Origin of the sequence: Burkholderia sp. MSMB1459WGS (assembly GCF_001534535.1) — a bacterium.
GTDB lineage: Bacteria > Pseudomonadota > Gammaproteobacteria > Burkholderiales > Burkholderiaceae > Burkholderia.
The window spans coordinates 21,646-45,500 of the sequence record NZ_LPMU01000026.1; the positions used below are offsets into that span (position 1 = coordinate 21,646).

At 61.7% G+C, this 23,855-nt stretch carries 36 protein-coding genes; 34 read left to right on the forward strand and 2 right to left on the reverse strand.

Annotated elements, in window-relative coordinates; genetic code table 11:
- Window positions 1-25: 25 nt before the first annotated feature.
- The 32 genes from tuf to dsbD all read left to right on the forward strand — a co-directional run bounded on the left by tuf (window position 26) and on the right by dsbD (window position 18,512).
- Complete coding sequence (gene tuf / locus WT97_RS11680; protein WP_034209732.1) at window positions 26-1,216, forward strand: elongation factor Tu; 1,191 nt, start codon at window positions 26-28, stop codon at window positions 1,214-1,216.
- A gap of 283 nt (window positions 1,217-1,499) precedes the next feature.
- Window positions 1,500-1,811: a 30S ribosomal protein S10 gene (gene rpsJ / locus WT97_RS11685; RefSeq protein WP_004199280.1), complete on the forward strand. Its 312-nt coding sequence runs from the start codon at window positions 1,500-1,502 to the stop codon at window positions 1,809-1,811.
- A 178-nt stretch (window positions 1,812-1,989) separates the two neighbouring features.
- Complete coding sequence (gene rplC / locus WT97_RS11690; protein ID WP_006482922.1) at window positions 1,990-2,640, forward strand: 50S ribosomal protein L3; 651 nt, start codon at window positions 1,990-1,992, stop codon at window positions 2,638-2,640.
- Window positions 2,640-3,260 (forward strand): 50S ribosomal protein L4, encoded by a 621-nt coding sequence (gene rplD, locus WT97_RS11695; RefSeq protein ID WP_006477192.1) that lies wholly within the window; start codon window positions 2,640-2,642, stop codon window positions 3,258-3,260. The genes rplC and rplD overlap by 1 nt, the downstream gene beginning before the upstream one ends.
- Window positions 3,257-3,571, forward strand: a complete 315-nt coding sequence (rplW, locus tag WT97_RS11700; RefSeq protein WP_004199275.1) for a 50S ribosomal protein L23 — start codon at window positions 3,257-3,259, stop codon at window positions 3,569-3,571. Before rplD ends, rplW begins: the two co-directional genes overlap by 4 nt.
- Window positions 3,572-3,573: 2 nt before the next feature.
- A complete protein-coding gene (gene rplB, locus WT97_RS11705; RefSeq protein WP_034209733.1) occupies window positions 3,574-4,401 on the forward strand; it encodes a 50S ribosomal protein L2 in 828 nt (275 codons plus the stop codon).
- 10 nt (window positions 4,402-4,411) lie between these two features.
- Window positions 4,412-4,687, forward strand: a complete 276-nt coding sequence (gene rpsS, locus WT97_RS11710) for a 30S ribosomal protein S19 (RefSeq protein WP_004199273.1) — start codon at window positions 4,412-4,414, stop codon at window positions 4,685-4,687.
- A gap of 12 nt (window positions 4,688-4,699) precedes the next feature.
- The gene (gene rplV, locus WT97_RS11715) at window positions 4,700-5,029 is read left to right on the forward strand and encodes a 50S ribosomal protein L22 (RefSeq protein ID WP_004199272.1); all 330 of its coding nucleotides are present in this window, start codon (window positions 4,700-4,702) and stop codon (window positions 5,027-5,029) included.
- Between the two features lie 11 nt (window positions 5,030-5,040).
- Complete coding sequence (rpsC, locus tag WT97_RS11720) at window positions 5,041-5,841, forward strand: 30S ribosomal protein S3 (protein ID WP_006482899.1); 801 nt, start codon at window positions 5,041-5,043, stop codon at window positions 5,839-5,841.
- Window positions 5,842-5,843: 2 nt separating this feature from the next.
- Window positions 5,844-6,260: a 50S ribosomal protein L16 gene (rplP, locus tag WT97_RS11725; RefSeq protein WP_006482873.1), complete on the forward strand. Its 417-nt coding sequence runs from the start codon at window positions 5,844-5,846 to the stop codon at window positions 6,258-6,260.
- A 9-nt stretch (window positions 6,261-6,269) separates the two neighbouring features.
- Window positions 6,270-6,464, forward strand: a complete 195-nt coding sequence (gene rpmC / locus WT97_RS11730) for a 50S ribosomal protein L29 (protein WP_006400652.1) — start codon at window positions 6,270-6,272, stop codon at window positions 6,462-6,464.
- On the forward strand, window positions 6,461-6,733 hold the full coding sequence (rpsQ, locus tag WT97_RS11735) for a 30S ribosomal protein S17 (protein ID WP_006477189.1): 273 nt from the start codon (window positions 6,461-6,463) through the stop codon (window positions 6,731-6,733). The genes rpmC and rpsQ overlap by 4 nt, the downstream gene beginning before the upstream one ends.
- 309 nt (window positions 6,734-7,042) lie before the next feature.
- Window positions 7,043-7,411 (forward strand): 50S ribosomal protein L14, encoded by a 369-nt coding sequence (gene rplN / locus WT97_RS11740; protein ID WP_006482918.1) that lies wholly within the window; start codon window positions 7,043-7,045, stop codon window positions 7,409-7,411.
- A 9-nt stretch (window positions 7,412-7,420) separates the two neighbouring features.
- Window positions 7,421-7,729, forward strand: a complete 309-nt coding sequence (gene rplX / locus WT97_RS11745) for a 50S ribosomal protein L24 (RefSeq protein ID WP_006477187.1) — start codon at window positions 7,421-7,423, stop codon at window positions 7,727-7,729.
- Window positions 7,730-7,745: 16 nt separating this feature from the next.
- Window positions 7,746-8,285, forward strand: a complete 540-nt coding sequence (rplE, locus tag WT97_RS11750; protein ID WP_006482882.1) for a 50S ribosomal protein L5 — start codon at window positions 7,746-7,748, stop codon at window positions 8,283-8,285.
- 7 nt (window positions 8,286-8,292) lie between these two features.
- A complete protein-coding gene (gene rpsN / locus WT97_RS11755) occupies window positions 8,293-8,598 on the forward strand; it encodes a 30S ribosomal protein S14 (RefSeq protein WP_006482884.1) in 306 nt (101 codons plus the stop codon).
- A 14-nt stretch (window positions 8,599-8,612) separates the two neighbouring features.
- Window positions 8,613-9,008: a 30S ribosomal protein S8 gene (gene rpsH, locus WT97_RS11760; RefSeq protein ID WP_006477185.1), complete on the forward strand. Its 396-nt coding sequence runs from the start codon at window positions 8,613-8,615 to the stop codon at window positions 9,006-9,008.
- An 18-nt stretch (window positions 9,009-9,026) separates the two neighbouring features.
- Window positions 9,027-9,557, forward strand: coding sequence for a 50S ribosomal protein L6 (gene rplF / locus WT97_RS11765; protein WP_006477184.1), 531 nt, complete (start codon window positions 9,027-9,029; stop codon window positions 9,555-9,557).
- Between the two features lie 12 nt (window positions 9,558-9,569).
- Window positions 9,570-9,935, forward strand: coding sequence for a 50S ribosomal protein L18 (gene rplR, locus WT97_RS11770; protein ID WP_006477183.1), 366 nt, complete (start codon window positions 9,570-9,572; stop codon window positions 9,933-9,935).
- A gap of 14 nt (window positions 9,936-9,949) precedes the next feature.
- Window positions 9,950-10,468, forward strand: coding sequence for a 30S ribosomal protein S5 (gene rpsE / locus WT97_RS11775; RefSeq protein ID WP_006752931.1), 519 nt, complete (start codon window positions 9,950-9,952; stop codon window positions 10,466-10,468).
- Window positions 10,469-10,483: 15 nt separating this feature from the next.
- Window positions 10,484-10,666 carry a 50S ribosomal protein L30 gene (rpmD, locus tag WT97_RS11780; protein ID WP_006400644.1) on the forward strand — a complete coding sequence of 61 codons (183 nt, stop codon included), beginning with the start codon at window positions 10,484-10,486 and terminating at the stop codon, window positions 10,664-10,666.
- Between the two features lie 26 nt (window positions 10,667-10,692).
- The gene (gene rplO, locus WT97_RS11785; protein WP_006482880.1) at window positions 10,693-11,127 is read left to right on the forward strand and encodes a 50S ribosomal protein L15; all 435 of its coding nucleotides are present in this window, start codon (window positions 10,693-10,695) and stop codon (window positions 11,125-11,127) included.
- A gap of 42 nt (window positions 11,128-11,169) precedes the next feature.
- Complete coding sequence (gene secY / locus WT97_RS11790) at window positions 11,170-12,519, forward strand: preprotein translocase subunit SecY (RefSeq protein WP_006482915.1); 1,350 nt, start codon at window positions 11,170-11,172, stop codon at window positions 12,517-12,519.
- Window positions 12,520-12,527: 8 nt separating this feature from the next.
- Entirely contained in the window at window positions 12,528-12,746 is a 219-nt protein-coding gene (infA, locus tag WT97_RS11795) for a translation initiation factor IF-1 (RefSeq protein ID WP_004521905.1), read from the forward strand.
- Window positions 12,747-12,766: 20 nt separating this feature from the next.
- Window positions 12,767-12,883, forward strand: a complete 117-nt coding sequence (gene rpmJ / locus WT97_RS11800) for a 50S ribosomal protein L36 (protein WP_004199844.1) — start codon at window positions 12,767-12,769, stop codon at window positions 12,881-12,883.
- 38 nt (window positions 12,884-12,921) lie between these two features.
- Window positions 12,922-13,287, forward strand: coding sequence for a 30S ribosomal protein S13 (gene rpsM, locus WT97_RS11805; RefSeq protein WP_006400641.1), 366 nt, complete (start codon window positions 12,922-12,924; stop codon window positions 13,285-13,287).
- A gap of 28 nt (window positions 13,288-13,315) precedes the next feature.
- Entirely contained in the window at window positions 13,316-13,717 is a 402-nt protein-coding gene (gene rpsK, locus WT97_RS11810) for a 30S ribosomal protein S11 (protein WP_004197937.1), read from the forward strand.
- Window positions 13,718-13,871: 154 nt separating this feature from the next.
- A complete protein-coding gene (rpsD, locus tag WT97_RS11815; protein WP_006477177.1) occupies window positions 13,872-14,495 on the forward strand; it encodes a 30S ribosomal protein S4 in 624 nt (207 codons plus the stop codon).
- Between the two features lie 124 nt (window positions 14,496-14,619).
- The gene (locus WT97_RS11820; RefSeq protein ID WP_006477176.1) at window positions 14,620-15,597 is read left to right on the forward strand and encodes a DNA-directed RNA polymerase subunit alpha; all 978 of its coding nucleotides are present in this window, start codon (window positions 14,620-14,622) and stop codon (window positions 15,595-15,597) included.
- Between the two features lie 149 nt (window positions 15,598-15,746).
- Window positions 15,747-16,142 (forward strand): 50S ribosomal protein L17, encoded by a 396-nt coding sequence (gene rplQ, locus WT97_RS11825; RefSeq protein ID WP_006477175.1) that lies wholly within the window; start codon window positions 15,747-15,749, stop codon window positions 16,140-16,142.
- Between the two features lie 203 nt (window positions 16,143-16,345).
- Window positions 16,346-16,672, forward strand: a complete 327-nt coding sequence (gene cutA, locus WT97_RS11830; RefSeq protein WP_059499772.1) for a divalent-cation tolerance protein CutA — start codon at window positions 16,346-16,348, stop codon at window positions 16,670-16,672.
- Window positions 16,665-18,512 (forward strand): protein-disulfide reductase DsbD, encoded by a 1,848-nt coding sequence (dsbD, locus tag WT97_RS11835; RefSeq protein ID WP_060353509.1) that lies wholly within the window; start codon window positions 16,665-16,667, stop codon window positions 18,510-18,512. Before cutA ends, dsbD begins: the two co-directional genes overlap by 8 nt.
- A gap of 129 nt (window positions 18,513-18,641) precedes the next feature.
- On the opposite strand, the gene hemB is transcribed toward dsbD, so the two are convergent.
- A complete protein-coding gene (hemB, locus tag WT97_RS11840) occupies window positions 18,642-19,640 on the reverse strand; it encodes a porphobilinogen synthase (protein WP_034209736.1) in 999 nt (332 codons plus the stop codon).
- A 253-nt stretch (window positions 19,641-19,893) separates the two neighbouring features.
- Window positions 19,894-20,553, reverse strand: coding sequence for a ribosome biogenesis GTP-binding protein YihA/YsxC (gene yihA / locus WT97_RS11845; protein WP_034209737.1), 660 nt, complete (start codon window positions 20,551-20,553; stop codon window positions 19,894-19,896).
- A gap of 214 nt (window positions 20,554-20,767) precedes the next feature.
- Here yihA and WT97_RS11850 point away from each other — a divergent pair, with 214 nt between their 5' ends.
- Window positions 20,768-21,421 (forward strand): cytochrome c, encoded by a 654-nt coding sequence (locus WT97_RS11850; RefSeq protein WP_011546640.1) that lies wholly within the window; start codon window positions 20,768-20,770, stop codon window positions 21,419-21,421.
- Window positions 21,422-21,639: 218 nt separating this feature from the next.
- A complete protein-coding gene (locus tag WT97_RS11855; RefSeq protein WP_060353510.1) occupies window positions 21,640-23,853 on the forward strand; it encodes a cytochrome c biogenesis protein ResB in 2,214 nt (737 codons plus the stop codon).
- Window positions 23,854-23,855: the final 2 nt, after the last annotated feature.

A 23,855-nucleotide genomic window follows, 5' to 3' on the forward strand; every position in this document is an offset into this window, starting at 1 on the left:
GATTATTTTTTGAAAGAAGAGAATCATGGCAAAAGAAAAGTTTGAGCGGACCAAGCCGCACGTGAACGTTGGTACGATTGGTCACGTTGACCACGGCAAGACGACGCTGACGGCAGCGATCACGACGGTTCTGACGAAGAAGTTCGGCGGCGAAGCGAAGGCGTACGACCAGATCGACGCGGCACCGGAAGAAAAGGCGCGCGGCATCACGATCAACACGGCGCACGTCGAGTACGAAACGGCTAACCGCCACTACGCACACGTCGACTGCCCGGGCCACGCTGACTATGTGAAGAACATGATCACGGGTGCGGCGCAGATGGACGGCGCGATCCTGGTTTGCTCGGCAGCAGACGGCCCGATGCCGCAAACGCGCGAGCACATCCTGCTGGCACGTCAGGTTGGCGTTCCGTACATCATCGTGTTCCTGAACAAGTGCGACATGGTGGACGACGCTGAACTGCTCGAGCTGGTCGAGATGGAAGTTCGCGAACTCCTGTCGAAGTACGACTTCCCGGGCGACGACACGCCGATCGTGAAGGGTTCGGCGAAGCTGGCGCTGGAAGGCGACACGGGCGAGCTGGGCGAAGTGGCGATCATGAACCTGGCGGACGCACTGGACACGTACATCCCGACGCCGGAGCGTGCGGTTGACGGCGCGTTCCTGATGCCGGTGGAAGACGTGTTCTCGATCTCGGGCCGCGGTACGGTGGTGACGGGTCGTGTCGAGCGCGGCATCATCAAGGTCGGCGAAGAAATCGAAATCGTCGGTATCAAGCCGACGGTGAAGACGACCTGCACGGGCGTTGAAATGTTCCGCAAGCTGCTGGACCAGGGTCAGGCAGGCGACAACGTCGGTATCCTGCTGCGCGGCACGAAGCGTGAAGACGTGGAGCGTGGCCAGGTTCTGGCGAAGCCGGGTTCGATCACGCCGCACACGCACTTCACGGCTGAAGTGTACGTGCTGAGCAAGGACGAAGGCGGCCGTCACACGCCGTTCTTCAACAACTACCGTCCGCAGTTCTACTTCCGTACGACGGACGTGACGGGCTCGATCGAGCTGCCGAAGGACAAGGAAATGGTGATGCCGGGCGACAACGTGTCGATCACGGTGAAGCTGATCGCTCCGATCGCGATGGAAGAAGGTCTGCGCTTCGCAATCCGCGAAGGCGGCCGTACGGTCGGCGCCGGCGTCGTCGCCAAGATCATCGAGTAATATCGACGATCCGCGGATCCCTGCGGGGTCCGCGATTCCACGGTAAGCAACTCGTACCGTAGAAACCGGGTGTCCAGTTCGATCTGGCACCCGGTTTTTCTTTGTGGCGTGCGAACCGCTCGATTGACAAACGCCCACCGCCGCGAATTTTCGTGTAGAATCGCGGGCTTAGCAGTGGAAGTACCGCCCGGAACCTGATGCTTCGCTCCCCGCTGGCGTCGTGTTTCACGTTCTTTTAGTGTCCGGTGATGCAACATCGCCTCGCTCTTTTCAAGGAATCGTCATGCAGCAACAGAAAATCCGCATTCGCCTGAAGGCCTTCGACTATCGTCTGATCGATCAATCGGCTGCCGAAATCGTCGATACCGCGAAGCGGACTGGCGCAATCGTCCGTGGCCCGGTGCCGCTGCCGACGCGCATTCAGCGTTTTGACATCCTGCGTTCGCCGCACGTCAACAAGACGTCGCGCGATCAGCTCGAAATCCGCACCCACCAGCGCCTGATGGACATCGTCGACCCGACGGACAAGACCGTTGACGCGCTGATGAAGCTCGACCTGCCGGCTGGCGTCGACGTGGAAATCAAGCTGCAGTAAGGCTTCCGGCGCCGGCCGGCGAGCCGGGTGGCGCTAAGTCTTTGTATTGCTTGCGGAAATCGAGAAGTCGGGCTATACTGCTTGGCTTTTCGCGTATTCGCGTAAAAAAGTTGGGCCTTGCGTGCCCGGCATTTTGTAAATCAGCCCCGACCAATCGCAGTCGGGAATGGAGAAAATGATGAGCCTTGGACTCGTAGGTCGCAAGGTTGGCATGACCCGTATCTTCACGGCTGAAGGGGATTCGATTCCCGTCACCGTGCTGGACGTGTCGGACAACCGCGTGACGCAGATCAAGACTGTTGAAACCGACGGCTACACGGCCGTGCAGGTTGCATTCGGCTCCCGCCGCGCATCGCGCGTGACGAAGCCGCTGGCAGGTCATCTCGCCAAAGCCGGTGTCGAAGCCGGTGAAATCCTCAAGGAATTCCGCATTGACGCGGCCAAGGCAGCCGAGCTGTCGAATGGCGCCGTGGTCGGTGCAGATCTTTTCGAAGTGGGCCAGAAGGTCGACGTGCAAGGCGTGTCGATCGGTAAGGGCTACGCCGGTACGATCAAGCGTTACAACTTCTCCTCCGGCCGTGCCACGCACGGTAACTCGCGCTCGCACAACGTGCCGGGCTCGATCGGTATGGCGCAGGATCCGGGTCGTGTTTTCCCGGGTAAGCGCATGACGGGTCACATGGGTGACGTGACGGTGACGGTGCAGAACCTCGAAATCGCCCGTATCGACGCAGAGCGCAAGCTGCTGCTCGTGAAGGGTGCGATTCCGGGCGCGAAGGGCGGCAAGGTCTTCGTGACGCCGGCCGTCAAGACCAAGGGGGCGAAATAATGGAACTCAAGCTCCTGAACGAAAATGGTCAGGAAGGTGCAGTGGTCAACGCATCGGACGTCGTGTTCGGTCGTGACTACAACGAAGCGCTGATCCACCAGGTCGTCGTCGCTTACCAGGCGAATGCTCGCCAGGGTAACCGCGCACAGAAGGACCGCGAGCAAGTCAAGCACACGACCAAGAAGCCGTGGCGCCAGAAGGGTACGGGCCGCGCTCGTGCCGGTATGTCGTCGAGCCCGTTGTGGCGTGGCGGTGGTCGTATCTTCCCGAATTCGCCGGAAGAAAACTTCTCGCACAAGGTCAACAAGAAGATGCATCGCGCAGGCCTCTGCTCGATCTTCTCGCAGCTGGCCCGCGAAGGCCGTCTGTCGGTCGTCGAGGACATCATCCTCGAAGCGCCGAAGACCAAGCTGCTGGCCGACAAATTCAAGACCATGGGTCTCGACTCCGTGCTGATCATCACCGACACGGTTGACGAAAACCTGTACCTGGCATCGCGCAACCTGCCGCACGTGGCAATTGTCGAGCCGCGCTACGCTGACCCGCTGTCGCTGATCTACTTCAAGAAAGTGCTGGTCACGAAGGCTGCGGTCGCCCAGATCGAGGAGTTGCTGTCATGAGCGAGATTCGCAAGAACGATCATCGTTTGATGCAGGTCCTGCTCGCACCGGTGATTTCCGAAAAGGCGACGCTGGTTGCCGACAAGAACGAGCAAGTCGTGTTCGAAGTCGCACCGGATGCCACGAAGCAGGAAGTGAAGGCGGCTGTCGAGCTGCTGTTCAAGGTTGAAGTTGATTCGGTCAACGTGCTGGTTCAGAAGGGCAAGCAAAAGCGCTTCGGCCGTTCGATGGGCCGCCGCAAGGACGTGAAGAAGGCGTACGTTTGCCTGAAGCCCGGCCAGGAAATCAACTTTGAAGCGGAGGCCAAGTAATCATGGCAATCGTGAAAGTTAAACCGACTTCGCCGGGTCGCCGCGCGATGGTCAAGGTGGTCAACAAGAATCTGCACCAGGGCAAGCCGTACGCGGCACTGCTCGACTCGCAGAGCTCGACCGCCGGCCGTAACAACAACGGCCGTATCACCACGCGTCACAAGGGTGGTGGTCACAAGCAGCACTATCGTATCGTCGATTTCCGTCGCACGAAGGATGGCATCCCGGCAAAGGTCGAGCGTCTCGAGTACGACCCGAACCGCAGCGCGAACATCGCGCTGGTGCTCTACGCAGACGGCGAGCGTCGCTACATCATCGCCCCGAAGGGCCTGACCGTCGGCCAACAGCTGATGTCGGGTTCGGAAGCGCCGATCCGTGCAGGTAACACGCTGCCGATCCGCAACATTCCGGTCGGTACGACGATCCACTGCATCGAGATGCTGCCGGGCAAGGGCGCGCAAATGGCGCGTTCGGCTGGCACGTCGGCCATGCTGTTGGCGCGTGAAGGCGTCTACGCGCAGGTTCGTCTGCGTTCGGGCGAAATCCGCCGCGTGCACATCGAGTGCCGTGCAACGATCGGTGAAGTCGGCAACGAAGAGCATAGCCTGCGCCAGATCGGCAAGGCTGGCGCGAACCGCTGGCGCGGTATCCGCCCGACGGTGCGTGGCGTTGCGATGAACCCGGTCGATCACCCGCACGGTGGTGGTGAGGGCAAGACGGCTGCAGGTCGCGACCCGGTGAGCCCGTGGGGTACGCCGGCTAAGGGTTACCGCACCCGCAGCAACAAGCGCACGACGACGATGATCGTCCAGCGCCGTCACAAGCGTTAAGGAGTAGGCAATGGCACGTTCTGTTAAAAAAGGTCCGTTCTGCGACGCCCATTTGCTGAAGAAAGTTGAGGCGGCTGCAGCTTCGCGCGACAAAAAGCCGATCAAGACCTGGTCGCGTCGCTCGACGATTCTGCCGGATTTCATCGGCCTGACGATCGCTGTTCACAACGGCCGTCAACACGTTCCGGTGTACATCTCGGAAAACATGGTCGGCCACAAGCTTGGCGAGTTCGCACTGACCCGTACGTTCAAGGGTCACGCAGCCGACAAGAAGGCCAAGAAATAAGGGGCAATCAAGATGGAAGTGAAAGCAATTCATCGCGGTGCCCGCATCTCGGCGCAGAAAACGCGCCTTGTGGCTGACCAGATCCGCGGTTTGCCGGTCGACAAGGCGCTGAACGTTCTGACGTTCTCGCCGAAGAAGGCGGCTGGCATCGTGAAGAAGGTTGTGCTGTCGGCAATCGCGAATGCGGAGCACAACGAAGGCGCTGATATCGACGAGCTCAAGATCAAGAGCATCTACGTCGACAAGGCTGCATCGCTCAAGCGTTTCACCGCGCGCGCCAAGGGCCGCGGTAACCGCATCGAGAAGCAATCCTGTCACATCACTGTGACGGTCGGGAATTAAGGAGCCATACGATGGGACAGAAAATTCATCCGACTGGCTTCCGCCTGGCTGTCAGCCGCAATTGGGCTTCGCGTTGGTACGCGAACAACAACAATTTCGCGGCGATGCTGCAGGAAGACATCGGTGTTCGTGAATACCTGAAGAAGAAGCTGAAGAACGCTTCGGTCGGTCGGGTGGTCATCGAGCGTCCGGCGAAGAACGCGCGCATCACGATTTACAGCTCGCGTCCGGGCGTGGTCATCGGCAAGAAGGGCGAGGACATCGAACAGCTGAAGACGGAACTGCAACGCCGCATGGGCGTGCCGGTTCACGTCAACATCGAGGAAATCCGCAAGCCGGAAACCGATGCTCAGCTGATCGCTGACTCGATCACGCAACAGCTCGAGCGCCGGATCATGTTCCGTCGCGCGATGAAGCGTGCGATGCAGAACGCGATGCGTCTGGGTGCCCAAGGCATCAAGATCATGAGCGCAGGCCGTCTGAACGGTATCGAAATCGCTCGTACGGAGTGGTATCGCGAAGGTCGCGTGCCGCTTCACACGCTGCGTGCTGATATCGACTACGCGACTTCGGAAGCGAAGACGACTTACGGGATCATCGGTGTCAAGGTGTGGGTCTACAAGGGCGATACGCTCGGCCGCAACGATGCACCGGTGGTGGAAGAAGTAGCCGAAGACAAGCGTCCGCGTCGCAATGCGCGTCCGGGCGACCGTCGTCCGCGCCGTGACGGCGAAGGCGGCGCTCCGGGTGCTCGTCGTGGCGCACCGCGCCGTGGCGCCGGCAAGCCCGAAGACGGCAAGACTGGAGAATAACGATGCTGCAACCGAAACGCAGAAAGTATCGTAAAGAGCAGAAGGGTCGTAACACCGGCAAGGCGACGCGCGGCAACGCAGTGTCGTTCGGTGAATTCGGCCTGAAGGCGATCGGTCGCGGTCGTTTGACCGCACGTCAAATTGAAGCGGCGCGTCGTGCAATGACGCGTCACATCAAGCGTGGCGGCCGCATCTGGATCCGGATCTTCCCGGACAAGCCGATTTCGCAGAAGCCGGCCGAAGTGCGTATGGGTAACGGTAAGGGTAACCCGGAGTACTACGTCGCCGAGATTCAGCCGGGCAAGATGCTCTATGAAATGGACGGCGTAACCGAAGAACTGGCACGCGAAGCGTTCCGTCTGGCTGCAGCCAAGCTGCCGCTCAAGACGGCATTCATCGTGCGCCAGCTCGGCGCCTAAGGAGAAAACATGAAGGCTTCCGAACTTCTCCAGAAAGACCAGGCCGCGCTCAACAAGGAGCTGGCGGACCTGCTGAAGGCGCAATTCGGCCTGCGCATGCAACTCGCGACCCAGCAGCTCACGAACACGAGCCAGCTGAAGAAGGTTCGTCGCGACATCGCACGTGTGCGGACCGTCATGACTCAGAAGGCGAACCAGAAATGAACGATAGCGTGAAAACCTCGCTGAAGCGGACGCTGGTCGGTCGGGTCGTCAGCAACAAGATGGACAAGACCGTCACCGTGCTGATCGAGCACCGCGTCAAGCATCCGATCTACGGCAAGTATGTCGTGCGTTCGAAGAAGTACCACGCGCACGATGAAGCGAACACCTACAACGAAGGCGATCTCGTCGAAATCCAGGAAACGCGTCCTGTTTCGAAGACGAAGGCCTGGACGGTGTCGCGCCTCGTCGAAGCCGCTCGCGTCATCTAAGCGGGCAGCGCAGTAGGCAGTAACGGGCACTTCTCCACGAAGTGCTTGAAATCGCAAAGTTTTTGCTTGCGTGACCGGGATTATTTGTTATAATCCCGGTCTTCCCTCTTTATGGGAGCCCCGTCGCGGGCGAAGTTGGTGGGGGAAGCGGACTGGCGCCTGCCTGTCCGAAAGATTCACCGAATTGCGATGGCGGGTTTCGTTTGCCGTCGCTGCTGTTCCAACCCAAGCAGCCGATTGGCTGACGGGACCAAGACTGACCGAATGCATCATGGTGGTGCATCCGGATTAAGTTGGGAAAGACAAACCATGATCCAGACCGAATCTCGGCTCGAAGTAGCCGACAACACGGGTGCACGTGAAGTCCTGTGCATCAAGGTGCTCGGCGGCTCGAAGCGTCGTTATGCCGGCATTGGCGACATCATCAAGGTGAGCGTCAAAGAGGCAACGCCGCGCGGGCGCGTGAAGAAAGGCGAAATTTACAACGCCGTGGTGGTCCGCACCGCCAAGGGCGTGCGCCGTCAAGACGGCTCGCTGATCAAGTTCGACGGCAACGCCGCTGTGCTTTTGAATAACAAGCTCGAGCCGATCGGCACCCGTATCTTCGGGCCGGTGACGCGTGAGCTGCGTAGCGAACGATTCATGAAGATCGTTTCGCTGGCGCCGGAAGTGCTGTAAGGAGTCGCGATGAACAAGATTCGCAAAGGTGACGAAGTCATCGTCGTCACTGGCAAGGACAAGGGCAAGCGCGGCGTCGTGCTGGCTGTCGGTGCTGAACATGTGACGGTTGAAGGTATCAACCTCGTCAAGAAGCATGTGAAGCCGAACCCGATGAAGGGTACGACGGGCGGCGTGGAAGCGAAGACGATGCCCCTGCATATTTCGAACGTCGCACTGGTCGACGCGAATGGCAAGGCGTCGCGTGTTGGCATCAAGGTCGAGGAAGGCAAGAAGGTTCGCTTCCTGAAGACGACCGGTGCCGTACTGAGCGCCTGACGCAGCGGAGTAAAAAATGGCTCGTTTTCAAGAGTTTTACAAAGAAAAGGTTGTGCCCGGCCTGATCGAGAAGTTCGGTTACAAGTCGGTCATGGAAGTGCCGCGCATCACCAAGATCACGCTGAACATGGGTCTTGGCGAAGCGATCGCTGACAAGAAGATCATCGAGAACGCCGTTGGCGACCTCACGAAGATCGCCGGCCAGAAGCCGGTCGTCACGAAGGCCCGCAAGGCAATCGCAGGCTTCAAGATCCGCCAGGGTTACCCCATCGGCGCGATGGTGACGCTGCGTGGCCGCGCGATGTACGAATTCCTCGACCGTTTCGTGACGGTTGCCCTGCCCCGCGTGCGTGACTTCCGCGGCGTGTCGGGTCGTGCTTTCGATGGCCGTGGCAACTACAACATCGGTGTGAAAGAGCAGATCATTTTCCCCGAAATCGATTACGACAAGATCGACGCACTGCGTGGGCTGAACATCAGCATCACGACGACTGCGAAGACCGACGACGAAGCAAAGGCTCTGCTCGCCAGCTTCAAGTTCCCGTTCAGAAACTGAGGTTACCGTGGCTAAACTGGCACTGATCGAACGTGAAAAGAAGCGCGCCCGCCTGGTCGCGAAGTTCGCAGCAAAGCGCGAAGCGCTGAAGGCGATCGTCGAAGACCAAAGCAAGTCGGAAGAAGAGCGCTACGAAGCACGCCTGGAGCTGCAGCAACTGCCCCGCAACGCAAACCCGACCCGCCAGCGTAACCGCTGCGCGATCACGGGCCGTCCGCGTGGCACGTTCCGTAAATTCGGCCTCGCGCGTAACAAGATTCGTGAAATCGCATTCCGTGGCGAGATTCCTGGCCTGACCAAGGCGAGCTGGTAATAGGAGAAACGTAAATGAGCATGAGTGATCCTATCGCCGATATGCTGACTCGCATCCGCAACGCGCAGATGGTCGAGAAGGTATCGGTCGCGATGCCCTCGTCGAAGGTCAAGGTTGCAATCGCGCAAGTCCTGAAGGACGAAGGTTATATCGACGATTTCGCCGTGAAGGCGGAAGGTGCGAAGTCCGAACTGAATATCGCGCTGAAGTACTACGCAGGTCGCCCGGTCATCGAACGCCTTGAGCGCGTGTCGAAGCCTGGTCTGCGCGTGTATCGCGGCCGTAACGACATTCCGCAGGTCATGAATGGCCTCGGTGTGGCAATCGTGTCGACGCCGAAGGGCGTGATGACCGACCGCAAGGCGCGCGCTACCGGCGTCGGCGGCGAAGTCATCTGCTACGTCGCTTAAAGCCGAGGAGAGAGAAACATGTCTCGAGTAGGTAAAAGCCCGATCGCGCTGCAAGGCGCGGAAGTCAAGCTGGCCGACGGTGCAATCACCGTCAAGGGCCCGCTGGGCACCATCACGCAAGCGATCAATCCGCTCGTGAACGTGGCGAACAACGACGGCACGCTGAATCTGTCGCCGGTCGACGAAAGCCGCGAAGCAAATGCACTGTCGGGCACGATGCGCGCGATCATCGCGAATGCCGTGCACGGCGTGACCAAGGGTTTCGAGCGCAAGCTGACGCTGGTTGGCGTCGGTTACCGTGCGCAAGCGCAAGGCGACAAGCTGAACCTGTCGCTGGGTTTCTCGCACCCGGTGGTGCACCAGATGCCGGAAGGCGTCAAGGCTGAAACCCCGACGCAAACCGAAATCGTGATCAAGGGGATCAACAAGCAACAAGTCGGTCAAGTGGCTGCGGAAGTTCGCGGTTACCGTCCGCCGGAGCCCTACAAGGGCAAGGGCGTGCGTTATGCCGACGAGGTTGTGATCCTCAAAGAAACGAAGAAGAAGTAAGGGTGCGCAATCATGGATAAGACTCAATCTCGCCTGCGCCGCGCTCGCCAGACGCGTATCAAGATCGCTGAGCTGCAGGTCGCGCGTCTCGCCGTGCATCGCACGAACACGCACATCTACGCTCAAGTGTTCTCGCCGTGCGGCACCAAGGTGCTCGCCAGCGCGTCGACGCTCGAAGCAGAAGTGCGCGCAGAACTGGCCGACAAGTCGGGCAAGGGCGGCAACGTCAATGCTGCGACGCTGATCGGCAAGCGTATTGCCGAGAAGGCAAAGGCTGCCGGCATCGAATCCGTCGCCTTCGACCGCTCGGGCTTCCGCTACCACGGCCGCGTCAAGGCGCTGGCTGAGGCAGCTCGCGAAGCTGGGCTCAAGTTCTAAGGAAGGAATTCGTCATGGCAAAGATGCAAGCGAAAGTTCAGGCTGACGAGCGCGACGACGGCCTTCGCGAAAAGATGATTTCGGTCAATCGCGTGACCAAGGTCGTGAAGGGTGGCCGTATTCTCGGCTTCGCCGCACTGACCGTGGTTGGCGACGGCGATGGCCGCATCGGTATGGGCAAGGGCAAGGCGAAGGAAGTGCCGGTTGCTGTCCAGAAGGCAATGGAACAAGCTCGCCGCAACATGTTCAAGGTGCCGCTCAAGAACGGCACGCTGCAGCACGAAGTGCACGGCAAGCATGGCGCATCCGCTGTCCTCCTCGCTCCGGCGAAGGCAGGTACGGGCGTGATCGCCGGCGGCCCGATGCGCGCAGTGTTCGACGTGATGGGCGTTCAGAACGTCGTGGCGAAGAGCCACGGTTCGACGAACCCGTACAACCTCGTTCGCGCCACGCTGGACGGTCTGCGCAAGCAGTCGACCCCGGCAGACATCGCGGCGAAGCGCGGCAAGTCCGTCGAAGATATTTTGGGCTAAGCCCGGGTGGTCACCATGTCTGAAAAAACTGTCAAGGTTCAGCTCGTCAAGAGCCTGATCGGGACCCGCGAATCGCACCGCGCAACCGTGCGTGGCCTGGGCCTGCGCCGACTCAACTCGGTTAGCGAGCTGCAGGACACGCCGGCGGTCCGCGGCATGATCAACAAGGTCTCGTACCTCGTTAAGGTCATCGCGTAAGCGGCCCTACGGATCAAGGAGTTGATATGGAATTGAATAACCTGAAGCCGGCCGCTGGCGCCAAGCACGCCAAGCGTCGCGTCGGTCGTGGCATCGGTTCGGGCCTCGGCAAGACGGCTGGCCGTGGTCACAAGGGTCAGAAATCGCGTTCGGGCGGCTTCCACAAAGTCGGTTTCGAAGGCGGTCAGATGCCGCTGCAACGTCGTCTGCCGAAGCGCGGCTTCACGTCGCTGACGAAGGAATTCGTCGGTGAAGTGCGCCTGGGCGACCTCGAGAAGCTGCCGGTCGACGAGATCGATCTGCTCGCACTGAAGCAAGCCGGCCTGGTCGGCGAGCTGACGAAGAGCGCAAAGATCATCGCGACGGGCGAACTGAAGCGCAAGATCGTCGTGAAGGGTCTCGGTGCCACCAAGGGTGCGCGTGCTGCGATCGAAGCGGCTGGCGGTTCGTTCGCCGAGTGACACGCGTAGCGCGTCGTCACTTGCATTCATCGGAGAAGGTACTTGGCTAACAGCCCGAGTCTTGCAAAACCCGGTCGAAGCACGGCGAAATTCGGCGATCTGCGCCGGCGAGCGATGTTCCTGCTCCTGGCGCTGATCGTCTATCGCATCGGCGCGCACATTCCCGTGCCGGGCATCGATCCGGATCAACTGGCTAAGCTGTTCCAGAGCCAGGCGGGCGGCATCCTGGGCATGTTCAACATGTTCTCGGGTGGCGCGCTTTCCCGCTTCACGATCTTTGCGCTGGGGATCATGCCGTACATCTCGGCGTCGATCATCATGCAGTTGCTGGCGATCGTTTCGCCGCAACTCGAGGCGCTGAAGAAGGAAGGGCAGGCAGGGCAACGGAAGATCACGCAGTACACGCGGTATTTCACCGTGGTGCTCGCGACCTTCCAGGCATTCGGTATCGCGGCTGCGCTGGAAAACCAGCCGGGCCTCGTCACCGATCCCGGCATGCTGTTCCGTCTGACGACGGTCGTGACGCTGGTTACGGGCACGATGTTCCTGATGTGGCTCGGTGAGCAGATTACCGAGCGTGGTCTGGGCAACGGTATCTCGATCATCATCTTCGGCGGGATCGCAGCAGGGTTCCCGAATGCCGTGGGTGGGTTGTTCGAACTGGTGCGTACGGGTTCGATGAGCATCATTTCGGCGATCATCATCGTCGTTCTGATCGCCGCGGTGACTTACCTGGTCGTGTTCATCGAACGCGGTCAGCGCAAGATCCTCGTGAACTACGCGAAGCGTCAGGTCGGCAACAAGATCTACGGTGGGCAGTCGTCGCATCTGCCGCTGAAGCTGAACATGTCGGGCGTGATTCCGCCGATCTTTGCATCGTCGATCATTCTGTTCCCGGCAACGATTCTCGGCTGGTTCAGTACCGGTCAGCCGACAGGAAGCTGGATTTCCAATACGTTGCATAACGTTGCGGAAGCGCTGAAGCCGGGCCAGCCGGTCTACGTGCTGCTGTACACGCTGGCAATCGTGTTTTTCTGCTTCTTCTACACCGCACTGGTGTTCAACAGCAGGGAGACCGCGGACAACCTGAAGAAGAGCGGCGCGTTTGTTCCGGGCATCCGTCCGGGCGATCAGACCGCACGATATATCGACCGCATCCTCACGCGTCTGACGCTGGCCGGTGCGATCTACATCGTCTTCGTGTGTCTGCTGCCGGAATTCCTGGTGCTGCGCTGGAACGTGCCGTTTTATTTTGGTGGAACGTCGCTGCTGATCATTGTCGTCGTCACGATGGACTTTATGGCGCAGGTGCAGTCGTACGTTATGTCGCAACAGTATGAGTCGCTGCTCAAGAAGGCTAACTTCAAGGGCGGCAACATCCCGATGCGTTGAAAAGGACTATGGCCAAAGACGATGTAATCCAGATGCAGGGTGAGGTAATTGAAAACCTCCCGAATGCGACCTTCCGCGTGAAGCTGGAAAACGGCCATGTCGTGTTGGGGCATATTTCCGGGAAGATGCGGATGCACTACATCCGCATCCTGCCGGGCGACAAGGTGACGGTTGAATTGACGCCTTACGATCTGTCTCGTGCGCGGATCGTGTTCCGGGCGAAGTGATTTGAAAAAAGGGTATTATCATGAAAGTGATGGCATCGGTTAAGCGCATTTGCCGCAATTGCAAGATCATCAAGCGCAAAGGCGTCGTTCGCGTGATCTGCAGCTCGGATCCGCGCCACAAGCAGCGCCAAGGCTGACCGCGCGTTTGTTTGCGCTTTTTGTTTGAGGAAAAACAATGGCTCGTATCGCAGGGGTTAACATCCCGAATCACCAGCATACCGAGATCGGCCTGACGGCTATCTTCGGTATCGGCCGCACCCGTTCGCGCAGCATCTGCGTGGCAGCTGGCGTCGATTTTTCGAAGAAGGTCAAGGATCTGACCGACGCAGACCTGGAAAAGCTGCGTGAAGAAGTAGGCAAGTTTGTCGTCGAAGGCGATCTGCGCCGTGAAGTGACGATGAACATCAAGCGCCTGATGGACCTCGGTTGCTACCGTGGCGTCCGTCATCGCAAGGGCCTGCCGATGCGCGGTCAGCGTACGCGTACGAACGCACGTACCCGCAAGGGTCCGCGTCGTGCAGCGCAAGCGCTGAAGAAGTAAGCGGAACTGACAGTTACAGGAAAACGTAATGGCTAAGGCTTCGAACACCGCGGCGCAACGCGTTCGCAAGAAGGTTAAGAAGAACGTCGCTGAAGGCGTGGTTCACGTTCACGCGTCGTTCAACAACACGATCATCACGATCACCGATCGCCAAGGCAACGCTCTGGCATGGGCGACGTCGGGCGGTCAGGGCTTCAAGGGCTCGCGCAAATCGACGCCGTTCGCTGCTCAGGTCGCAGCCGAGTCGGCTGGCCGCGTCGCGATGGAATACGGCGTGAAGAATCTGGAAGTGCGGATCAAGGGCCCGGGCCCGGGTCGCGAGTCGGCAGTGCGCGCACTGCACGGCCTCGGCATCAAGATCACCGCGATTTCGGACGTCACCCCGATTCCGCACAACGGCTGCCGCCCGCCGAAGCGTCGTCGTATCTAAGGATGTGCTGGCACGTTCGTGCTAGCGCATTGCCTGTCGCCGCTCAGCGTCGACGGGCGTTGCTCTTTTGATTGACTAAGCCCACCGTTCGCCCCAAAGGGAGCGGACTAGCGCGGATTTCGATCCGCGTGACTGATTGATAAAGGAATGCAAAGTGGCACGTTATATCGGCCCCAAAGCCAAGCTTTCCCGCCGTGAAGGCACCGACCTGTTCCTGAAGAGCGCACGCCGCTCGCTCGCCGACAAGTGCAAGCTCGACAGCAAGCCGGGTCAGCACGGCCGTACCTCGGGCGCACGTACGTCCGACTACGGTACGCAGCTGCGCGAGAAGCAGAAGGTCAAGCGTATCTACGGCGTGCTGGAACGTCAGTTCCGTCGCTACTTCGCTGAAGCCGATCGCCGCAAGGGCAACACGGGTGAAAACCTGCTGCAACTGCTCGAGTCGCGCCTCGACAACGTCGTGTATCGCATGGGCTTCGGCTCGACCCGCGCTGAAGCGCGTCAGCTGGTGAGCCACAAGTCGATCACCGTGAACGGCGTCGTTGCAAACGTCCCGTCGCAGCAAGTGAAGGCAGGTGACGTCGTCGCGATTCGCGAAAAGGCGAAGAAGCAGGCGCGTATCGTCGAAGCGCTGTCGCTGGCTGAGCAAGGCGGCATGCCGAGCTGGGTTGCAGTCGATGCGAAGAAGTTCGAAGGCACGTTCAAGCAGATGCCGGAACGCGCTGAAATCGCAGGCGACATCAACGAAAGCCTGATCGTCGAATTGTATTCGCGTTAATCCGATTGACGGCCGAGGTACCCCGATTGCGTTGCGCAAGGACGGGCCTCGGCTGTTTATTTTCTGGTTGTTACCGGTCAGCCTTATCGGTGTAACGAGCCGAGGGTATTGAAAAGGAAAGCCCATGCAAACCAGTTTGCTGAAACCCAAGATCATCGCCGTGGAATCGCTGGGCGAGAACCACGCGAGGGTGGTCATGGAACCGTTCGAACGCGGTTACGGCCACACCTTGGGCAATGCGCTTCGCCGCGTGCTGCTGTCGTCGATGGTGGGCTACGCGCCGACCGAAGTCACGATCGCAGGCGTGGTGCACGAGTACTCGACGCTGGATGGCGTGCAGGAAGACGTCGTCAACCTGCTGCTGAACCTGAAGGGCGTGGTGTTCAAGCTGCATAACCGTGACGAAGTGACGGTTACGCTGCGCAAGGAAGGTGAAGGCGTCGTGACGGCCGGCGATATCGAGCTGGCTCACGATTGCGAAGTCATCAACCCGAATCACGTGATTGCGCACCTGTCGAAGGGCGGCAAGCTCGACGTTCAGATCAAGATCGAAAAGGGTCGCGGCTACGTGCCCGGCAACGTCCGTCGCTACGGCGAAGACACGGCCAAGATCATCGGCCGCATCGTCCTCGACGCATCGTTCTCGCCGGTTCGCCGCGTGAGCTACGCTGTCGAAAGCGCGCGTGTCGAGCAGCGTACCGACCTCGACAAGCTCGTGATGAACATCGAGACGAGCGGCGTGATCACGCCGGAAGAAGCGATCCGCCAGTCGGCCCGCATCCTGGTCGACCAGTTGTCCGTGTTCGCGGCGCTGGAAGGCACGGAAACGGCAGCCGAAGCGCCGTCGCGTGCACCGCAGATCGATCCGATCCTGCTGCGTCCGGTGGACGATCTCGAGCTGACGGTTCGTTCGGCGAACTGCCTGAAGGCCGAGAACATCTACTACATCGGCGACCTGATCCAGCGCACGGAAAACGAGCTGCTGAAGACGCCGAACCTCGGTCGCAAGTCGCTCAACGAGATCAAGGAAGTGCTCGCTTCGCGCGGTCTCACGCTGGGCATGAAGCTCGAGAACTGGCCGCCGGCTGGTCTCGACAAGTAAGCCCGGTCGTAGCCTGGCTATAGCCGTAGTTGGCAAAGATGCGGATTTTCCTTTAAAATCCGCATCTTGCTTTTTTTCGTTACCGGCCCGTGCGCCCTCCGAGGTGCGATAGAAGAGCTGGACCAAAACTTTGAATCAAGGAAACTGAAATGCGCCATCGTCATGGTCTGCGGAAACTGAACCGCACGAGCAGCCACCGTCTGGCTATGCTCCGTAACATGTCCAACTCGCTGATCGAGCACGAAGTCATCAAGACGACGCTGCCGAAGGCGAAGGAACTCCGTAAAGTCGTCGAGCCGCTGATCACGCTCGGCAAGAAGCCGTCGCTGGCAAACCGTCGCCTGGCGTTCAACCGCCTGCGCGATCGTGACTCGGTCGCGAAGCTGTTCGACGTGCTCGGTCCGCGTTTCGCGAACCGTCCGGGCGGCTACCTGCGCGTGCTGAAGTTCGGCTTCCGGGTGGGCGACAACGCACCGATGGCACTGGTCGAACTGCTCGACCGTCCGGAAGTCGACGAAACGGAAAACGTGCAAGAAGCCGAGTAAGCTTCCGGTACGCAGCAGGATCAGAAAGGGGCCGAGCGTTTTGCTTGGCCCTTTTTGTTTTTGAGATGCCGGCTGCGATCGATTGTCGCAGGCCGGTGCCGGCAGCGGCGCGCGGGCTGCGCTACGATACGGGGCAACCGGTGCGGTCGCCGAGCGGGTAGCCGGCGCCGGCAGGAGCCGGCAGACCAGTGAGGAGGGCGCGGATGATAGTGGTGCTGATGCTGACGACGGTACCCGATGCGGCGACGGCTGCGGTGCTGGCCGACGGCGCGCTCGACGCGCGCCTTGCCGCGTGCGTGTCGGAGCTCGGTGCGATCAAGTCGCGCTATCACTGGCAGGGCAAGGTCGAAACGGCCGACGAGATCCAGTTGCTGTTCAAGACGAGCCCCGTGCGGGCGCTCGAACTGGAGCGATTTATCCTCGCGCATCATCCTTACGAGACACCCGAAATCGTCTCGTGGCAGGCGACGGCATCGGCCGCGTATGGCCAGTGGGTGACCGGCGAAACTCAACGTCTATTTCATGTTTAACGGTATGGCGCTTTCGGTGCGCGTGCGTGCGCTGCGGTTTGTTGCGGTCCTGTTGTCGTTCGTGCTCGTACTGGGCGGCCTGTCCGTCGCGCGCGCGGCCGACGATTTCCTCGATCCGGCGGTTGCGTTCAAGTTCAGCGCGAGCGAAGCGCCGGGACAAGTGGACGTGCGTTTCAAGATCGCCAACGGCTATTACATGTACCGCGAGCGGTTCGCGTTCGCGGTGAAGAGCGGTCAGGCGACGCTCGGCGAACCGCAATTCCCGGCCGGCCACGTGAAATTCGACCAGACGTTCCAGAAGAACGTCGAGACCTATCGCGACGAAGTCGTCGTTCACGTGCCGGTGAAGCAGGCAGCCGGGCCGTTCGAGCTCGCGGTGACGTCGCAAGGGTGTGCGGACGAAGGGATCTGTTATCCGCCGGCCGAGCACGTGATGAAGGTCGATGGCGCCGCGCTCGGCGCCGCATCGTCGTCCGGCGATACGGCTGTCGCGGGCAACTGGTTCGACAAGGTCACGAGTGCGGATTTCGCGCAGTCGCTGCTCGAAGGCCACGGCTTCTTCACGATCGTCGCACTCTATTTCGTCGCGGGTGTCGTGCTGAGCCTCTTGCCGTGTTCGTACCCGATGATTCCGATCGTGTCCGCGATCATCATCGGCCAGGGCACGCGTGCGACGCATGCACGCGGCTTTGCGCTGTCGCTGACCTACGTGGTCGGCATGGCGCTGGTCTACACGGTACTCGGCATCGCGGCCGCGCTGGTCGGCCAGAGCCTCGGCGCATGGCTGCAGAACCCGTGGGTACTCGGCGCGTTCGGCGTGCTGCTGACCGCGTTCGCGGTGTCGCTGATCTCGGGCAAGGACATCGCGCTGCCGGCGCGCTGGCAGAACGGCGCGGCCGAGGCATCGAGCGCGCGCCAGGGCGGCCACTTCGTCGCGGTTGCAGTAATGGGCGCGTTGTCGGCGCTGGTCGTCGGCGCGTGCATGACGGCGCCGCTGTTCGCCGTGCTCGCTTTCATCGCGCACACCGGCAATGCGTGGCTCGGCGGCGCGGCGCTGTTCGCGATGGGGCTGGGGCTCGGCGTGCCGCTGCTGGTCGTCGGCGTCGGGGCCGGGACGGTGCTGCCGCGCGCAGGTGCGTGGATGGACGGCGTCAAGGTGTTCTTCGGCATCGTGCTGCTCGCGGCCGCGCTGTGGATCGTGTGGCCGGTGCTGGCGGCCGGGCTGAAGATGGTGCTCGCGGCGTTGTGGCTGCTGATCGCGGCCGCGGCGCTCGGCCTGTTCACGCCGAATGCCGGTGCTGCGTCGGTGTGGCGCCGCCTGGGCCGCGGCGTGGGCGCCGCGTTCGCGATCTGGGCAGCGACGTTGCTCGTCGGCCTGGCCGCGGGCTCGACCGATCCCGTCAAGCCGCTGGCCGTGCTCGCGGCGCGTACGGTGGCGTCCGGCGGTGTGGCGGCGGCTGGCGCGGCTGCCGCGCAGGACGGCCCGGCGTTCGCCCCGGTGCGCTCCAGCGGCGAACTCGACGCGCTGCTGAAGACGTCGGGTCGGCCCGTGATGCTCGACTTCTACGCCGACTGGTGTGTTAGCTGCAAGGAGATGGAGCATCTGACGTTCACCGACGCGCGCGTGCAGGCGCGGCTCGCGCAGCTTCACCTCGTGCGCGCGGACGTCACCGCGAACAATCCGGACGATCAGGCGCTGCTCAAGCGCTTCAACCTGTTCGGGCCGCCGGGCATCATCTTCTTCGATCGCCACGGCAACGAGATCGGCCGCGTGGTCGGCTATCAGGCGGCCGACACGTTCCTGCGCAGCCTCGATCGGGCGGCCGTTCCGACGGCATGACGGCGGCCGGCCGACGCGAACTGGCGAACGGAAGCTTCCGGGCTGGCTGACGGTCTCGATCGACGGTCAACGAAAAACGGCGGAACACCGAGGTGTCCCGCCGTTTTTGCTGGTGCAGCCGGCGCGCGATCAGCGCTGCGCTTTCAGCAGACGCGCGGCATCGAGCGCGAAGTACGTGAGCACGCCGTCAGCGCCTGCACGCTTGAACGCGAGCAGCGATTCGAGCACGACCTTGTCGTGGTCGAGCCAGCCGTTCATCGCGGCCGCCTTCAGCATCGCGTACTCGCCGCTCACCTGGTACACGTAGGTCGGGAAGCGGAACTCGTCCTTCACGCGGCGCACGATGTCGAGATACGGCATGCCGGGCTTGACCATCACCATGTCGGCGCCTTCGTCGATGTCGAGGCGCACTTCGCGCAGCGCTTCGTCGCTGTTCGCCGGATCCATCTGGTAGGTCATCTTGTTACCCTTGCCCAGATTGGATGCCGAACCGACCGCATCGCGGAACGGGCCGTAGAACGCCGATGCGAACTTCGCCGAGTAGGCCATGATCCGCGTATGAATATGGCCGTCGCTTTCCAGCATCTCGCGGACCGCGCCGATGCGGCCGTCCATCATGTCCGACGGCGCGACGATGTCGACGCCGGCTTCTGCCTGCGCACGCGCCTGGTCGACCAGGATCTCGATCGTGTCGTCGTTGATCACGTAGCCGTTTTCGTCGAGCACGCCGTCCTGGCCGTGGCTCGTGTACGGATCGAGCGCGACGTCGGTCAGCACGCCGAGTTCGGGGAAGCGCTTCTTCAGCTCGCGCACGGCGCGCGGGATCAGGCCTTCCGGATTGGCCGCTTCGCGGCCATCGGGTGTTTTCAACGACGGCTCGATGGCCGGGAACAGCGACAGCACGGGCACGCCGAGTTCGACGCACTGTTCGGCGACGTGCATCAGCAGATCGACCGACACGCGCTCGACGCCGGGCATCGACGGGACTGGCTGGCGTTCGTTGGTGCCTTCGACGACGAACACCGGATAGATCAGATCGTCGGTGGTCAGGCGGTTTTCGCGCATCAGGCGGCGAGAGAAGTCGTCGCGGCGCATCCGACGCGGACGATGAAGCGGATGGAAGCTCATGGCGATTTGGCAGAAATCAGGGCAAGAAGGACCTTACGGAACCCTTAGGTCATTTTCGAGATCGTTGGTATATGATAGCGATCGAGCGGTACGCGTTGCGTGCAGCTCCCCGCTTCTCCTCCCTGAGCGGGTGCCTGTCGTTTTTCGATTAGGCTGTTTGACCCGCCGTTCGACGGCGGGTTTTTTTATGAGCCGGCCGAATCCGCAGGTGCCGTCAGGTGCGCACAGCCGATCCCAGCCGCGCGTTGCCCGCTCATTGTGCTACAGGCTCGCTTTTTTCGTCGGCGACGGACGGCCGCAGCCAGCTCTCGATCAGTTCATGGGCCTCGTCGAGCCCCGTGCGCTTCAGCGCCGAGAACAGCTGGACCGTCAGCTTGCCCTGCACGCCCTGGTCGCGATACGCGTCGAGCCCCTTCTGCGTATTGCGCAACGCGTTGATGCTTTCCTGGCGCGTCAATTTGTCGCACTTGGTCAGCAGCGTGTGGATCGGCTTGCCGGTCGGCGCGAACCACTCGATCATGCGTCGATCGAGATCGGTCAGCGGACGGCGCGAATCCATCATCAGGATCAGGCCGCAAAGCTGCGAGCGCGTCGCCAGATAGGACGACAGCAGCATTTCCCAATGTGCCTTCGCGGCGCCGGGCACTTCCGCATAGCCGTAGCCGGGCAGGTCGACGAGGTTCGCGACGGGCTCGGCGGCCGGGCCGACGGAGAAGTAGTTGATATGCTGCGTGCGGCCGGGCGTCTTCGACGCGAAGGCCAGCCGCTTCTGGTTGCAGAGCACGTTGATCGCCGTCGACTTGCCGGCATTCGAGCGGCCCGCGAACGCGATTTCCGGCTGAACCGTCGGCGGCAGGTCGCGCAGATGGTTGACGGTCGTGTAGAAGCGGGCTTGATGGAGCAGAAAGGCCATGGGAACCGGAAGGACGGGCGGCGCGAGCCGCTTGGTGGAGGCGGGGTAGCCCCGATAGGCGCGGGAGCTTTCAACACGATATTGTACAATACGGCGGTTTTACCGAAGGCCACCGGGCGCCTGCCTCGCGCTTTTATGTGGCTTCTGCGGTAGACTGGACGCCGTCGTTTTTTGCAGAACCTCAAATTCCCACAAGACGAAACAGGGTGTGCGAATGAATCGACTGTGCAAGTCTCTGATGGTGCTTCAGGTTGCAGCAGGGTTCGTAGGTTTCGTAGCGGAGGCAAACGCGGCAGATGCGGCCAAGCCGGATCTCGACCGCGGCAAGGCGATTGCCGGGCAGGTTTGCGCGTCGTGTCACGGCGCCGACGGCAATAGCGCGTCGGGCAGTTTCCCGAAGCTTGCCGGCCAGCATCCCGAATATCTGGTCAAGCAGTTGAACGACTTCAAGACGCAGCCGGGCGCGAAGGGGCCGGTGCGGAACAACGCGGTGATGGTTGGATTCGCGAGCGCGTTGAGCGCGGACGACATGCGCAACGTCGCCGCGTACTACGGGTCGCAGACGACGAAGCTCGGTACCGCACGCGATGCGGCGACCGTGCCGGTCGGCCAGAAGATCTATCGAGGCGGCATCGCGGAAAAGGGCGTACCCGCCTGCGCGAGCTGCCACGGCCCGACGGGGCAGGGAATCCCGGTCCAGTACCCGCGTCTGTCGGGGCAATGGGCCGATTACACGGTCGCGCAGTTGACCGCGTTCCAGCAGGGTGCCGGTGCGCGCAACAACAACGAGGCGATGCATCAGATCGCGTCGCGGCTGTCGGATACCGAGATCAAGGCCGTCGCGGATTACATCGCGGGCCTGCGTTGAGCGGTCGGCCGCGAATGGAATGACCGGGCGCCCGAAGGGCGGCCGGAGTCAGAACAAGAAAAGGGTGGGGCGCCGCGCCGTCGCGGTTGCCTCGCCCTTCTTTTTTGTCGGCACTCGCCGGGCCGAGCCGGGATGGAGCGGCTTGCCGGCGATGGGGGCTGCGCCCCCGAAGCGAACATAGTGAGCGTGGGGGCTGTTTCCCCTTAGTCGGAGTTTGAATGAGCGTTACCACGTCGGGGTTGCAGTCGAAGTCGAGCCAGGGTGCATCGAAACGCGCGGTCGAGCTGCTGAGCTCGATGCGCTTCGCGATCGCGCTGCTGGTGGTGCTGTCGATTGCGAGCATCATCGGCACGGTCCTGACCCAGGACGATCCGTATCCGAACTACGTGAACCAGTTCGGGCCGTTCTGGGCGGACATCTTCCGCTCGCTCGGCCTGTACAACGTGTACAGCGCGTGGTGGTTCATGCTGATCCTGATCTTCCTCGTCGCGTCGATCTCGCTGTGCGTGATCCGCAACGCGCCGAAGATGCTCGCCGATGCGAAGAGCTGGAAGGACAAGGTCCGCGAGGGCAGCCTGCGCGCATTCCACCACAAGGCCGAGTACACGGCGTCCGGCACGCGCGCGAGCGTCGCGACCACGCTCGCCGCGTTCGTCACGAAGGCCGGCTACAAGCACGTCGTGCGTGAAACCGACGGCGCGACGCTGATCTCCGCGAAGCGCGGTGCGATGACCAAGTGGGGCTATATCTCCGCGCACCTTGCGATCGTCGTGATCTGTATCGGCGGCCTGCTCGACAGCAACCTGCCGATCAAATTCCAGATGTGGATGTTCGGCAAGAGCCCGGTCAACACGAGCGCGACGATCAGCGAGATCTCGCCCGACCATCGCCTGTCCGCGTCGAACCCGACGTTCCGCGGCTATGCATGGGTGCCGGAGGGCCAGTTCGTGTCGACCGCGATCCTGAACCAGCCGAGCGGCTCGCTGATTCAGGATCTGCCGTTCTCGATCCAGCTCGACAAGTTCATCGTCGATTACTACACGACGGGCATGCCGAAGCTGTTCGCGAGCGACATCGTCGTGATCGATCGCGAGACCGGCCGGAAGATCCCGGCGCGGGTCGAGGTCAACAAGCCGTTCACGTACAAGGGCGTGTCGATCTACCAGTCGAGCTTCCAGGACGGCGGCTCGCAGATGCAGATGACGGCCTATCCGATGACGGGCAGCCACGCGGCGACCGTCCCCGTGAAGGGTACGATCGGCAGCTCGGTGCCGCTGCAGGTTCCGGGGGCCGACGGCGACACGATCGAGTTCTCCGATTTCCGCGCGATCAACGTCGAGAACATGGCCGACGCGACCGGCAAGCCCGACGTGCGCGGCGTCGCGACGACGAGCTCGCTGAAGGAAGTGTTCGACGAGCGGCTCGGCTCGGGCGCGAAGACGTCGAAGCCGACGCAGCTCCACAACATCGGCCCGTCGGTGCAGTACAAGATCCGCGGCAAGGACGGCCAGGCGCGCGAATTCAACAACTACATGCTGCCCGTCGACATGAACGGCGAGCGCGTGTTCCTCGCCGGCGTGCGCGCGAGCCCGAACGACCCGTTCCGCTATATGCGGATTCCGGCCGACAGCCAGGATTCGATCGGCGAATGGATGCGCCTGCGCGCCGCGCTCGAGGATCCGGCCGTGCGCACGGAAGCCGCCGCACGCTTCGCGCAGCGCTCGCTGCCGGGCGACGCGTCGCTGCGCGGCCGTCTGCAGGACAGTGCATCGAAGGTGCTGACCCTTTTTGCGGCAAGCGACGACAGCATCGGTCGCGGAGCGGACGGCCAGCCGGTCGGCGGCTTCCAGGCAGTGGCGACCTTCATCGACCGCTCGGTGCCGAAGGGCGAGCAGGAGAAGGCTGCGAGCCTGCTGCTGCGGATGCTCGAGGGCTCGATGTGGGAGGTCTGGCAGATCGCCCGCGAGCGTGCCGGCGAGCCGGCGGCGCAGCAGGGCACCGACACGATCCGCTTCGTGCAGAACGCGATCAATGCGCTATCCGACAGCTTCTTGTATGGATCGCCGGTCTATTTGCAGCTTGACTCGTTCAAGCAGGTGCAAGCTTCGGTATTTCAGCTGACGCGCGCACCCGGCAAGAATCTGGTGTATCTTGGCAGCCTGTTGCTGGTCGCCGGCATCTTCTCGATGTTCTACGTGCGCGAGCGGCGACTCTGGTTCTGGCTGAAGGACGCCGGTTCGGGCGTCGATGTGGTGATGGCAATGTCCACGGCCCGCAAGACCTTCGATTTCGAGAAAGAATTCGTGCAGACGCGCGACGCGGCCGGCGCCGCCTTGCGCGCCGCACCTCGCGACGCCGCGCCTGCCGGTGCGGCTTCGACGGCCCGCCCGCCTGCCGGCGGCGGTTCCGATTCCGAGAATTCCACCCGGTAACA

Bases quoted from the DNA above. Each gene is read 5' to 3' on its own strand.
- tuf (WP_034209732.1), top strand. From the start codon at position 26: ATGGCAAAAGAAAAGTTTGAGCGGACCAAGCCGCACGTGAACGTTGGT.
- rpsJ (WP_004199280.1), top strand. From the start codon at position 1,500: ATGCAGCAACAGAAAATCCGCATTCGCCTGAAGGCCTTCGACTATCGT.
- rplC (WP_006482922.1), top strand. From the start codon at position 1,990: ATGAGCCTTGGACTCGTAGGTCGCAAGGTTGGCATGACCCGTATCTTC.
- rplD (WP_006477192.1), top strand. From the start codon at position 2,640: ATGGAACTCAAGCTCCTGAACGAAAATGGTCAGGAAGGTGCAGTGGTC.
- rplW (WP_004199275.1), top strand. From the start codon at position 3,257: ATGAGCGAGATTCGCAAGAACGATCATCGTTTGATGCAGGTCCTGCTC.
- rplB (WP_034209733.1), top strand. From the start codon at position 3,574: ATGGCAATCGTGAAAGTTAAACCGACTTCGCCGGGTCGCCGCGCGATG.
- rpsS (WP_004199273.1), top strand. From the start codon at position 4,412: ATGGCACGTTCTGTTAAAAAAGGTCCGTTCTGCGACGCCCATTTGCTG.
- rplV (WP_004199272.1), top strand. From the start codon at position 4,700: ATGGAAGTGAAAGCAATTCATCGCGGTGCCCGCATCTCGGCGCAGAAA.
- rpsC (WP_006482899.1), top strand. From the start codon at position 5,041: ATGGGACAGAAAATTCATCCGACTGGCTTCCGCCTGGCTGTCAGCCGC.
- rplP (WP_006482873.1), top strand. From the start codon at position 5,844: ATGCTGCAACCGAAACGCAGAAAGTATCGTAAAGAGCAGAAGGGTCGT.
- rpmC (WP_006400652.1), top strand. From the start codon at position 6,270: ATGAAGGCTTCCGAACTTCTCCAGAAAGACCAGGCCGCGCTCAACAAG.
- rpsQ (WP_006477189.1), top strand. From the start codon at position 6,461: ATGAACGATAGCGTGAAAACCTCGCTGAAGCGGACGCTGGTCGGTCGG.
- rplN (WP_006482918.1), top strand. From the start codon at position 7,043: ATGATCCAGACCGAATCTCGGCTCGAAGTAGCCGACAACACGGGTGCA.
- rplX (WP_006477187.1), top strand. From the start codon at position 7,421: ATGAACAAGATTCGCAAAGGTGACGAAGTCATCGTCGTCACTGGCAAG.
- rplE (WP_006482882.1), top strand. From the start codon at position 7,746: ATGGCTCGTTTTCAAGAGTTTTACAAAGAAAAGGTTGTGCCCGGCCTG.
- rpsH (WP_006477185.1), top strand. From the start codon at position 8,613: ATGAGCATGAGTGATCCTATCGCCGATATGCTGACTCGCATCCGCAAC.
- rplF (WP_006477184.1), top strand. From the start codon at position 9,027: ATGTCTCGAGTAGGTAAAAGCCCGATCGCGCTGCAAGGCGCGGAAGTC.
- rplR (WP_006477183.1), top strand. From the start codon at position 9,570: ATGGATAAGACTCAATCTCGCCTGCGCCGCGCTCGCCAGACGCGTATC.
- rpsE (WP_006752931.1), top strand. From the start codon at position 9,950: ATGGCAAAGATGCAAGCGAAAGTTCAGGCTGACGAGCGCGACGACGGC.
- rpmD (WP_006400644.1), top strand. From the start codon at position 10,484: ATGTCTGAAAAAACTGTCAAGGTTCAGCTCGTCAAGAGCCTGATCGGG.
- rplO (WP_006482880.1), top strand. From the start codon at position 10,693: ATGGAATTGAATAACCTGAAGCCGGCCGCTGGCGCCAAGCACGCCAAG.
- infA (WP_004521905.1), top strand. From the start codon at position 12,528: ATGGCCAAAGACGATGTAATCCAGATGCAGGGTGAGGTAATTGAAAAC.
- rpmJ (WP_004199844.1), top strand. From the start codon at position 12,767: ATGAAAGTGATGGCATCGGTTAAGCGCATTTGCCGCAATTGCAAGATC.
- rpsM (WP_006400641.1), top strand. From the start codon at position 12,922: ATGGCTCGTATCGCAGGGGTTAACATCCCGAATCACCAGCATACCGAG.
- rpsK (WP_004197937.1), top strand. From the start codon at position 13,316: ATGGCTAAGGCTTCGAACACCGCGGCGCAACGCGTTCGCAAGAAGGTT.
- WT97_RS11820 (WP_006477176.1), top strand. From the start codon at position 14,620: ATGCAAACCAGTTTGCTGAAACCCAAGATCATCGCCGTGGAATCGCTG.
- rplQ (WP_006477175.1), top strand. From the start codon at position 15,747: ATGCGCCATCGTCATGGTCTGCGGAAACTGAACCGCACGAGCAGCCAC.
- cutA (WP_059499772.1), top strand. From the start codon at position 16,346: ATGATAGTGGTGCTGATGCTGACGACGGTACCCGATGCGGCGACGGCT.
- dsbD (WP_060353509.1), top strand. From the start codon at position 16,665: ATGTTTAACGGTATGGCGCTTTCGGTGCGCGTGCGTGCGCTGCGGTTT.
- hemB (WP_034209736.1), bottom strand. From the start codon at position 19,640: ATGAGCTTCCATCCGCTTCATCGTCCGCGTCGGATGCGCCGCGACGAC.
- yihA (WP_034209737.1), bottom strand. From the start codon at position 20,553: ATGGCCTTTCTGCTCCATCAAGCCCGCTTCTACACGACCGTCAACCAT.
- WT97_RS11850 (WP_011546640.1), top strand. From the start codon at position 20,768: ATGAATCGACTGTGCAAGTCTCTGATGGTGCTTCAGGTTGCAGCAGGG.
- WT97_RS11855 (WP_060353510.1), top strand. From the start codon at position 21,640: ATGAGCGTTACCACGTCGGGGTTGCAGTCGAAGTCGAGCCAGGGTGCA.